Annotated in this window: 8 protein-coding genes; all 8 read left to right on the plus strand. The window is 39.5% G+C overall.

Translation table 11 applies throughout. The features are described 5' to 3' along the window. Positions 1-32: 32 nt before the first annotated feature. The 8 genes from QOL74_RS17735 to QOL74_RS17770 all read left to right on the plus strand — a co-directional run bounded on the left by QOL74_RS17735 (position 33) and on the right by QOL74_RS17770 (position 11,209). Positions 33-449, plus strand: a complete 417-nt coding sequence (locus QOL74_RS17735; RefSeq protein WP_283410842.1) for a DUF3010 family protein — start codon at positions 33-35, stop codon at positions 447-449. 4 nt (positions 450-453) lie between these two features. Then, a complete protein-coding gene (locus tag QOL74_RS17740; RefSeq protein ID WP_283410843.1) occupies positions 454-1,551 on the plus strand; it encodes a protein kinase domain-containing protein in 1,098 nt (365 codons plus the stop codon). Between the two features lie 216 nt (positions 1,552-1,767). Beyond that, complete coding sequence (locus QOL74_RS17745; RefSeq protein WP_283410844.1) at positions 1,768-5,592, plus strand: hypothetical protein; 3,825 nt, start codon at positions 1,768-1,770, stop codon at positions 5,590-5,592. Between the two features lie 658 nt (positions 5,593-6,250). Beyond that, positions 6,251-7,510, plus strand: a complete 1,260-nt coding sequence (locus tag QOL74_RS17750) for an HRDC domain-containing protein (RefSeq protein WP_283410845.1) — start codon at positions 6,251-6,253, stop codon at positions 7,508-7,510. A gap of 553 nt (positions 7,511-8,063) precedes the next feature. Further along, positions 8,064-8,648 (plus strand): ComF family protein, encoded by a 585-nt coding sequence (locus QOL74_RS17755; RefSeq protein WP_283410846.1) that lies wholly within the window; start codon positions 8,064-8,066, stop codon positions 8,646-8,648. A gap of 4 nt (positions 8,649-8,652) precedes the next feature. Continuing rightward, a complete protein-coding gene (locus QOL74_RS17760) occupies positions 8,653-9,183 on the plus strand; it encodes a hypothetical protein (protein ID WP_283410847.1) in 531 nt (176 codons plus the stop codon). A gap of 283 nt (positions 9,184-9,466) precedes the next feature. After that, positions 9,467-10,702: a HEPN/Toprim-associated domain-containing protein gene (locus QOL74_RS17765; protein WP_283410848.1), complete on the plus strand. Its 1,236-nt coding sequence runs from the start codon at positions 9,467-9,469 to the stop codon at positions 10,700-10,702. A 342-nt stretch (positions 10,703-11,044) separates the two neighbouring features. Continuing rightward, complete coding sequence (locus tag QOL74_RS17770) at positions 11,045-11,209, plus strand: hypothetical protein (RefSeq protein ID WP_283410849.1); 165 nt, start codon at positions 11,045-11,047, stop codon at positions 11,207-11,209. Positions 11,210-11,254: the final 45 nt, after the last annotated feature.

Genomic DNA, 11,254 nt, shown 5'->3' on the forward strand with positions numbered 1-11,254 from the left:
AATTATGCAACTACACATAAGGAGGTTGATCAGTGGCTATTATATGCGGGATCGAACTTAAGTCGTCTGAAGCAATATTCGCACTCATCGAATGGGAGGATGGTGAAGCCAAATACTTAGATACTGACCCAAAACGTCTGCAGATCGCAGATGATGAATGCGTGGTAGCTGTACAATCATTCCTTGATGCTTTCCGGAATTTTCTGCAAGATAACTACATCGACCAAATCGTCATCAAAAAACGCAACAAAAGGGGTCGGTTGTCCGGTGGCGCAGTCACGTTCAAACTTGAAGGTCTAATTCAAATCAACGGCACCGTTCCAGTAGACTTCATTTCTGGGCAAGGAATATCTGCAGCGCAGCGGCGTACCCCCTTGGAGATTCCAGAAGAGATTAAACGGTACCAAGAACAAGCATACTTGGCAGCCTATACTTGGGCTTTGAGGTAGACATATGTCGAAAATTTTTATCGAGTGCCTCAGCGCTCCTGACAAAATTAAGAATCAGCTGCGGTCGTTGTCTGTTGATATTGAATTTACTCGTGAGGGGACAAAGGGAGCCAATGGTTATCTCTACTTTGGTGAAAATAGAATCCTACACACGAAAGTAGCTGTAAAATTTTACTATTGGGGAGGAGACACAAGATTTCACGCGGAACCATCTGCATTGGGAAAGCTAGCTGGAGAAAACATCCTTCCAATTAACACTGCCGGTCTGCTGGATGGCGAGTGGGCATATTTCGTGACGCCCTATTGCCAGAATGGAGATCTTGATGACCTCTTGGATAATTCTTGCATAGGCAACATTGAAGCTATTAACCGTACCTGTCAAATTCTGAGTGGAGTTGGTGTTCTCCATGCCCACCGCTATGTGCATCGAGACTTGAAACCTGCGAATATCTACATAGGTGATAACTATCAATCCATCATCGGCGATTTCGGCTCAGTTAAGCATATACCAGAAGGCCAAAGTTCTATTCCTGCTTCAAGTCATGCGGTTCTTTATAGGCCGCCTGAATCAGTAGAGACGAGTTCTTATGGATTCGAAGGAGACATTTATCAATGTGGATTAGTTTTGTTTCAACTCTTGGGTGGTTCGCTACCTTACGAGGAAACATTCTGGCTAAACCGTTTACAGAGGAAGAAGTACGACGAACTAACGAATGAAGTTGATCGTGCGATTTATGCAGATCAATGCATCAAGGCGAGAATAGTTAGCGGGAGAATAGTCGACATTTCCACCCTGCCCCCATGGGTTCCAGATGTATTAAAGCGAATAATCCGCAAAGCGACCCACATTGACCCATTGAGGCGATTTCAATCAATCTCTGCGTTCCATGTAACTTTGAATAACAACCGGGCTCGAGTTCAAGACTGGTGTATTACAGACGGTGCCCCTCATCTACAAGCACAACCGCAGTTCAAAGTTTGTGAAGAAAATGGCCAGTATTTTGTGCTCAAGTCTAGGGACGGTTGCAACTGGCGCCGTGACAACTCATTCAAAGGCAACAGCATAGATGAACTTGTTAAAGAAATTTCAGTGCGGGCTTAACAATTTAAATATTTGCAACTAATCATAACAGGGACTTGCCAACATGGATAGTAACAAGGTTGGATATCCACGTAAGCACCTTGGACAGGGACGCCGGGACGGAGGTAATGTAACCTTCAGAAAATCTAGTATTAGGTTCACTCAAACAGATCTGGGGGTTCACGCTGTTTGGTCGGCCTAATGCATAGATGATGGAATTACTGAAAGGGGAAGAAAATGAGATTTTTTGAGCTTGAATCTACTGACATCTCGGATCTAAATGATGCTGACCTACGAGAAATGGTAGCGCGATTATGCGAAGCGGAATTGATTATGCAAGGAATTCAGCCGTCTTGTGTTTTGTGGGGTGGTGCACAGGAAGCAGCAGACGGCGGCCTTGATATACGTGTGGAATCAACCAAGTCCATTAGGCCTGGTTTTATACCACGCAAAAATACTGGTTTTCAAGTGAAGAAAAGCAGCATGAGCAAAGCCGCATGTACAAAAGAGATGTTGGAGAAAGGATGCATAAAGCAGGTTATCACCACTTTGGCATCTCAAAATGGAGCGTATATCATAGTCAGTGGCAAAGATGATTGTTCTGACAAGATGCTCGATGAGCGGCTCATTGGGATGCGAAAAGCCGTTGAAGAAGTAATAAATGAGGATGATCTGCTACTTGATTTTTATGGAAGAGATAGATTGACCACTTGGTTGAGGCAGTATCCAGGAGTTGCGTTATGGGTGCGTTCGCAATTAGGAAAGTCCCTGGCAGGCTGGAGTCCATTTGGTCGATGGGCGTCAACGCCACCTAATCAAGATGATGAGTTTTTACTCGATGATTACCCGTGTGTCATAGATGCAAACTCGCAAGAAAAAGAGCCTATGGGAATTGCTGAAGGAATCAGTCTTGCACGCGAAAGACTACGGAATGCTGGCAGCACTGTTCGAATAACCGGTTTATCAGGTGTGGGAAAGACGCGTTTTGCTCAGGCACTTTTTGAAACTGACATAGGAGAAGATGCGTTGCCATCTGCAAATGTAATCTATGCCGATCTTGGTCATGACATTATACCCACTGCTTCAGAACTTGTTTCGTATCTTATTGCCAATGATTTTTCAGCTTACCTTGTTCTGGACAATTGCCCACCAGATGTCCATCGCAGTTTGCAGAAAAATGTTTCATCCCATAGCGCGAGATTAAGCCTTCTGACAATTGAATACGATATTTCTGACGATCGGCCTGAAGAAACAGAAGTCATTCATTTAGAGCCGTCGAGCGAGGAGACTGTATCTAAGCTCGTCCAGAAAAGATTTCCGGATTTAGGGAGTATTAATGCTAACAAAGTGGCAGAATTTGCTGGTGGTAATGCTCGCGTTGCACTAGCTTTGGCAAGCAGGGTTGATGCGGATGATACATTATCGAATTTTTCTGATGAAGACTTGTTTCTGCGATTATTTAACCAAAGAAAAGGAAGTACAGACTCCCTGATAGAATGCGCAGAAATTTTATCTCTTGTGTATTCATTCAATGTCTCCCAGTCAGAATACAATGATGAACTGGGTGTTCTGGCGACCATCGGTGGAGTTGAACGTCGGTTACTTTTTCGAAGCCATGCTGAGCTTTTCAGAAGGCAACTATCACAACAACGCGGAAATTGGCGAGCCGTTTTGCCACACGCCTTGGCTAACCGATTAGCCAAAAGAGGACTGCAGAACATCACTCATTATGAAATTAACAGCGAACTTTTTAAGCGAAAAAACTTGCGATTATTTAAATCCTGTGCGCATAGAATTGGATACTTACATGATTTTGAACCTGCGCGGCAATTAGCCTATACATGGATTCAATCAGGTGGTCCGCTGTATGATATCGCGTCTTGTGATGAGGAACATTTAGAGATTCTTAGCTATATCGCTCCTGTTTTCCCCGAAGCTGTGTTGACATCTATCGAAAATGCATCCGCGGATCCTGAGTTTGCATCAAGGACAAATAAGCACTTTTCAGTTATTGTAAGGCTTCTGTGTCAACTCGCTTATGAGGATGAAAGTTTTGATCGGGCAGCAGAAATAATCCTGAAGTTTGCCGAGACAGAAAAAGTTGATGAGAATAACAATAGTGTTGTAAGGCAGCTAAGCTCCCTTTTTTCGTTGTACTTATCAGGCACGCATGCTACTCCAAAGAGAAGACAGGCGTTTCTCGAACGTTTGCTTAGTTCAAGTAATCCGAAACATCAAGAAATGACTCATAAGCTGTTTCAGTCTGCATTAGAAGCGAATCATTGGTCTTCGTTCGGAACCTTTGGCTTCGGCGCCCGTTCTAGAGACTATGGTTGGAGACCCAAAACACACGAGGAGAGACTTGATTGGTATAAAGGTTTCATTGAGATACTGAAGCCCATATTGATTCCAAATAATGAGGCATCTGCAAAAGGGGTTAAGGATTTGCTTGCAGATTGCTTCCGAGGCTTGTGGACTTTTGCTGGTTGCTTTGATGTTCTTGAAGAACTTGTTCGTATATATGCATATGGTGGAAGCTGGCCAGAAATGTGGATATCTATCAAGCAAACTATTTATTATGATGGGAAAAATCTTTCGCCAGAACTTCTCACCAAACTCGAAGCACTTGAGCGTTTGGCTGCTCCTTCGGACCCTTTTTCTGAAATTGAAGCCTATGCACTAATGGACACTTGGAAGCACAAAGAAATTGAGGATGAAAACTACGAAGAGAAGTCCAAAACTATCCATGAAAAATTAGTGAGATTGGGTGAACTTGCAGCCTCAACGCCTGAATATCTTGAAAAATTGGCACCTAGGCTTTGGGAAAAGCACATTAATTCGCTTTGGTCATTCGGGCAAGGGATTGCCAAAGGCAGTGATGACCCAAGTACAACATTTGACTTCCTCGTAGGATTAATGCAGGCACAAGATCTTGAAATTGTTCAACCTACTTTGTTTGGTGGCTTCATCCAAGGCGTTTACGCAGAAGATCCGATCATGGCACGCCAACTCCAAGAGCAAGTCATAGAAATACCAGAGCTTAAACCGCATTTTGTGTACCTGCTGAGTTCTACACCAGTAGTTGAGTGGGGCGTTCAAAGACTGATAGAAATGGCACATCTTGGAGAAATAGATGCACAGCGCTTTGAACAAATCATGTATGGTCGAATACATGAGACAATTTCTGACAGGGATTTGGCGCAGATTCTTTCAGCAATCAATGAGTTAGAAGATGGTGTTTTCTCAACAATCGAGATGCTTGGAATGCGTATTTATACTTTAAAAGATAGCAAATGTGTGCCCAGTGAAGAGTTGCGAACAGTCGGGCGGGCGGCAATTAAAAAGTTGCTTAAGATGCATAGGAAAACTTTTAAAATGCATCGGCAGATTGCACTGGATCGTGTGGCCACTGAGTGTTTATCTATATATGCGCCTGAGAATGAAGTTCGAGATATTGTGAGACTGCTTTGTGAAGGTATTGTAAGCTTTCGTCTCTACAGCTACGAACTAACAGAGATTATTGAAAATCTTATCGTTAATTTTCCAGAGGTGATTCTGAACAGTGTTTTCACAGGCGATGAGAATGAAACTCTGCTTGTGGAGAGTCTTTTCAAAGATCGGGTTTCACTACGGCACGAACTGTCATTGAATATCGTTCCAGTGGACATCTTATTGAAATGGTGTAATGGAAATCAAGATCGAATACAAAGAATTGCAGCTGCGGTCAGGACCTACACGTATTCAGGGAAAGAAAACAACCTATCAGACAATCCGAATCAGTTCAAACTTAGCAATCATATCGAAACGTTTCTTAACGTTGCAGAGAACCCGATAGACATTGTTGAAATTATATTCAAAGATACTTGGCCTGATAGTTGTTCTGGGTCGCTTGCAGCCATTATTGAAGCTCGATCAAGAGCTTTTGCCGAACTTCTGGATCACACTTCGCGTGAGGTGCAAGACTTTGCTAGGCACAAGCTAACGATTATTGAGAGTTCAATACGAAAAAACAGAGAGCGGGAAGCAGCAGAAAACAGTTTGCGTGAACAAAGATTTGAATGATACTAAGATAAATCGGTACCCAAATATTACACAAGGTATACCGGGGATGGAGGTGATTTAACCTTGATAGAGCAAAAAGAGAAGGAAACCCTTGAAAGAATGGTTAAGTATGGTCATGAAAATGATGGGTTCGCTGGGACGGAGGTAATGCAAAGGCATCGGTGCCTGGCACTTAAGTTTTTAAGTTATTAAATATTCTGCAAATTCTAGCGTGCTATCGTGGGTAGGGTACTACTGAATAAAACCCATTATAATCGAACAACATAACACTCTTCAACAAACAGAACCCGTATAGAACCATTTTCTGGCTCTGCCAGAGCCGGTTTGAAAAAGAGGATAAAAGAACCCGGAGCTTGCGCTCTAGACACCACAGTGCGTCCGGCATGGCCACAGTCTAACGTACAAATGATACTCTGAAAGTGAACCCAAAATAGCTTTTGTGATGGCTTGAAAGTGAACCACCTTGACTACAATTCCTGTATACTTGATGAACTACATCAATTTATGGGAGGCTGAGAGGTGCGATCATCGAAGTGGATCTGTATAAGCAAGTACGACACATGTAGGTGAATCTGGGAGAGTCACGGCGCGCTATCGCACAGGTACTAAACATTTCACGCAACACGGTTATCAAGTACTGAGACGGTAGTTGTGTACCGTGGGAAAGAAAGACACCACAGTGTATGAGTGCATGCTGGACACAGATGCACGCCGGGGACGGAGGATGTGTAACTTTGGCATTGTAACCTTCAATGACGTTGCACTGACGTGTTCACTAGGGACGGAGGCACTGTCAACTCTTACCTGTCCTCTAACCGAAAATGAAAACTGGTTAGGAGGCTTCCTTATGTCAATCATTGATTCACTGAAAGAAGTCATTACCCAAAAGCCGGTTCATTTGAAAAAACCTCTCTTTTATAAATCTGATAGCGATGCAGAACGTCAGTTGAAAAGTTTAAAAGAACTTCTCGAGAGGGTACCGGCGCACGTGAAAGGCGATGTGGAAAAAGACATCAATTTGCTGACTTATGGTATTGTTGGGGAGAAAAACGTGGCATTTGAACTAAACAACAGCTTTCTTCCGATGATCGTGTTACACGATTTGTGTTTGATGTATGAAGAGCTCTCGGCTCAAATTGATTACTTAATCATCACACCAAAAGTAAATTTGGTGGTGGAGTGTAAAAATTTGGTGGGTGATATTGAAGTTAACGCGAGTGGAGATTTTATCCGAACCATTAAATATGGGGGCCGATATCACAAAGAGGGAATCTATAGTCCAATCACGCAAAACAGACGCCATCTAGAGGTGATAAAGGCAGCCAGAAAGCAGAAAAAGGGCAACTTTTTCACTCAGGCGCTTTTTGAAAAATTCTTTGATGATAACTATAAATCAGTGGTGGTTCTGTCCAATCCCAAGACGGTAATCAACATGAGATATGCAAAAAAAGAAGTGAAAGAGCAAATTATTCGCAGTGATCAACTGATTGAGTATATTAAGAAGCTGATGAATGAAAGCAGTAATCCCACATCAACTGAAAAAGAAATGTATGAAATAGCAGATGCTTTTCTTGAAATGCATACATCCAGAGAAATGGATTACACAAAGAAGTATGGTATGGAACTCAATCTGAAGGTGGCTGAGAACTTAGGAGATCAGCCAGTAATACCGGCAAGGGCAGGCGAAAAAACAAATATTGAAGAAACATCTATTTACAAAGCATTGAAGCAGTACCGGCTTGAGACAAGCAAAAAAGAGGGCATCAAAGCATATTACATATACAACAATGCGCAAATGGAAGAATTGATCGAAATGGCCCCCACAACCTTGGAAGACATTAAAAAAGTTTCGGGGTTTGGAGAAATGAAGTGCCGGAAATATGGAGAAGATATTTTGGAGATATTTCGGGCCCATTAAGGGGATTTGGCAAGAGGCACTAGCCATCAACTAGACTATCCCGACAACACTCCCTAAATTGAATGTCATCAGGGTAGATTTATGCAACTTTGTGATTCAGGCACCTTTACTGCCTTGATATCATTATCAAAAATCCTGCGGCATACAGTGCCGGACGGACACATACTTATTCAAACGCCCGTTTCAAGTTGTGAAAGAAGTGATTGCAGAGTTTCCTTAAAATGAAGGAGTATCCTCGGTAATAGCAAATAAAACCTGCTCCTTCACTCAAATAACCTATCAAAAAATGATCACAAGTGAACTGGACAATGTAGTATCAGAGGTGCTACATAGCGCTATTCCGATGGAGATATGGAGTGTATTCGATGGATTATCGAAAGAGTGAAGTATTAAAGGTTTATCATTGTTACAGAAAGAAGCCGATATTACCGAACCAAGGTTCGCAAATACCTACTGAAATGGGAGGTGAAGCGAACTGAGTGGCGGGAATAAGACGTTATGCGAAATAAAGTATTCATGTTTAGGATAAAATATACTATAGGGGGGATGAGTAATGATGAAAATCAATCCAATTAAAATTAATGGAGAGTGGGAAGAAGGATTTGCATTAGGTGTACATACTTTAAGTAGTGAATATTTAGGAGAAGATGAATACGGACGTAAACAGTTTGATACTATAAGAAGTGATATAGGTCAATTAGTTTATGAGTTGAAGTATGTTTGTAATAGAAGTAAAGTAGATGATATAATTAATTTAATAAGTCCATTTTTGAAAAAGTGGAATATTCGAGAAAATATAGATATTATAATCCCTGTTCCACCTACAAAATTAGAACGTGTATTTCAACCAGTTTTTGAAATAACAGATGCTTTAAGTAATGTACTTAAAATTAGTACTGACAAAGGTGTACTTGAGAAAACTAACCGAACAGAGTGCAAAGAATTAAGCTCAGTGGAAAAAAATAAAATAGCAGGTACAATTCAATTAATGAAGAGATTTGAAAGGGAAGTTAACATCCTATTAGTAGATGATTTATATCAATCAGGAACTACATTGAATGATGCTACTAAGGCTTTAAAGAAAGATTCAAATGTTAAAAAAGTATATGTTTTAACTATGACGAAAACAAGGAGATAAAGCTATGAAAATTTTTATTGGAGGTCCTAGAGCAATATCTAGATTAAATCAAGACATTAAAGAAAGATTAAATAATATTTTTCGTGATAATTACACAGTATTGGTTGGAGATGCGAATGGTATAGATAAAGCAATACAAAAGCATTGTTATGAGAGTAATTATAATAATGTTAATGTGTATGCAACTGACGGTAAAGCTAGAAATAACATTGGCAATTGGGAAGTTGTAAAAGTCATGGTATCTTCAAGTACAAAAGGCTTTGAATACTATTCAGCTAAAGACAAAGAAATGGCTAAAGTAGCTGATTATGGTTTTATGATATGGAACGGCAAAAGCAAAGGAACATTAAACAACCTTATCAATCTTGTAAGTTATAATAAAAAAGTATTAGTATACTTCACTCCCAATCGAAAATTTTATACAATAAAAAAAATTAGTGAAATTGAAACTTTTGTTAGAAGTTGCGATGGTATAGCAAAAAAGAATTTTTCAAACCTCTCAAAACAAAATGAACAAATGATGTTAAATATATAGGAGTCATATACTTCGCATAACAGAGGCTTAGCAACATCGGAGAGTAGCTTTCATAGGAAAGTCCGACGTCGCTAAGCCTCGAGACGTTATATAAAATCTCGCACAAAAGAAAGTTGCATTACACTTAAAAAATTGAGAAAGGAAAACCCTATGAGAATTTTAAAATATATATTAAAAATTTCACTCCACTATGCTCCGTCCTAAACTTTTCACCGAACTTTTAAGTTAGAATATTATTGATTTTATGATAGTAGATGATAATTATTATAATAGGAGGAGTGATATGGGTTCATATGCTTCATTGATGTTAGGAAAATATGATTTGTTAATAAGCAAGAATTGTATAGCAGATTATCTGTTAATTATATTTAATAAGAACGATAAGGTTGTGGAAAAAGACTATGATGAAGACGGGGAAGAATACTTCCGTTATCAGTATAAAACTAATGTTAAGAAAGCAAAAGAATGCTTAGATGTTTTGGGATACACTTTAAAAAAGGCTAAAGCTATTTTTGAAGAATACAAATGTGAATTAGAATTCAGATTTGAATTAGATTTTGAAGATAGATACGAAGAGATGTATAACCAATTTACTTATGAAACATGGTCAAAGACTATGGTTGATGTTGCGAGTGATTTAATAAGAAACGGGATGAACTATGAAAGAACTAGAGAAGATTTAAAGCACATAAGTAAAAATGAAAATCTTGATAGATATATTATTTTAAGATCATTAGAATATGATGACGAATCTTATTTTGGAATGCCATATGAGATGGATCCTTGGTTTACAATTAGAATAATACTTGAGAGTGTTTCTAATGAGGAAGAAACTATTTTAGATTATACTGATTTAGTTGATGGAGGATGGTACGACTCAAGTCAAGAGATAGAAAGTTTCTATAATTCTAAGATTATAATTATGACTGAAGGAAAAAGCGATTCAAAAATTATATCAAAATCATTAGAGATAATGTATCCACATTTGTATCATTTTTATTATTTTATGGATTTTGATATAGCTAAAGCTCAAGGTAGCACTAATTTTTTGACTCATTATATTAAAGCTTTTATTGGGTCGGGAATAAGTAATCAGATAATAGCTTTATTTGATAATGATGCGGCTGCTCATAATGAGATTTTAAATTTTGAGAAAGTGAAAATTCCATCTAATATTAGAATTATGACATTGCCAGATATTGAAATAGCAAATGACTACCCTACCATTGGTCCGTTTAATTATCAAAATGCAAATATTAATGGTTTAGCTTGTAGTATCGAACTTTTTTTGGGTAAGGACGTTTTGTGTGATAATGATGGAAATTTAGCACCTGTAATATGGAAAGGATACATAGACAGAATCAATAAGTATCAAGGAGAAATAACCAATAAAGATCAAGTTCAACAAAGCTTTTTTCATGTTATGGATCAAATTGAAAACAAGTCACTACCAATGGAAGGACATGATTGGAGTACAATGGAAAAATTATTACAAATGATCTTCAATGCATTCCAGTAAAAAGATAAATAACATTAGGGGTAAGCGTCATATGGAACTGAGTCTAGGGGTGCGCGACTTTACATAACAATACATTGCCAGCTCCGCTGCGCTCCGACCCAAACCTTTTTGTGGGTGGTAAGATGTTTTTACAGTCATACGGTAAGGAGTTTTTCTCTTGCACAGTAAGGAGAATTTTTCTGGTACGGTAAGCACTTTTTTCACTGCATGGTAAACAGAATTTTCTTCTGATGGTAAGCACTTTTTTCCTGGCCCTATGACAAGTCTGCCACAAGGAGAAGGCATCCGCCTCACAAGAGTATATACTGTACTTATTGCAGTATATATGAGGAGGCCGAGATGATGCTGAGTAAAAAATACATGCAGGAAATCCAAGACCTAAAGCTGCGAGGTTACTCCATCAACGAGATCACACGCTACTACGAAGAGCAGGGCAGGAAAATGCCGTCCCTGCCAACCCCCAGTGTTAGGATAGTTGTCAGAGGCCTCCTCCTAAAGTATAGTTGAAGAAACGAAGCCCATGAGGAGGAAAATGATGCCCCGATACAGCCA

Origin of the sequence: Anoxynatronum buryatiense, assembly GCF_900182905.1 — a bacterium.
In the GTDB taxonomy this organism is placed as follows: Bacteria; Bacillota; Clostridia; order Peptostreptococcales; family Tindalliaceae; genus Anoxynatronum; species Anoxynatronum buryatiense.

Coding starts and splice junctions, on each gene's coding strand:
- QOL74_RS17770 (WP_283410849.1), top strand. CDS start 11,045: ATGCTGAGTAAAAAATACATGCAGGAAATCCAAGACCTAAAGCTGCGA.
- QOL74_RS17740 (WP_283410843.1), top strand. CDS start 454: ATGTCGAAAATTTTTATCGAGTGCCTCAGCGCTCCTGACAAAATTAAG.
- QOL74_RS17760 (WP_283410847.1), top strand. CDS start 8,653: ATGAAAATTTTTATTGGAGGTCCTAGAGCAATATCTAGATTAAATCAA.
- QOL74_RS17745 (WP_283410844.1), top strand. CDS start 1,768: ATGAGATTTTTTGAGCTTGAATCTACTGACATCTCGGATCTAAATGAT.
- QOL74_RS17755 (WP_283410846.1), top strand. CDS start 8,064: ATGATGAAAATCAATCCAATTAAAATTAATGGAGAGTGGGAAGAAGGA.
- QOL74_RS17765 (WP_283410848.1), top strand. CDS start 9,467: ATGGGTTCATATGCTTCATTGATGTTAGGAAAATATGATTTGTTAATA.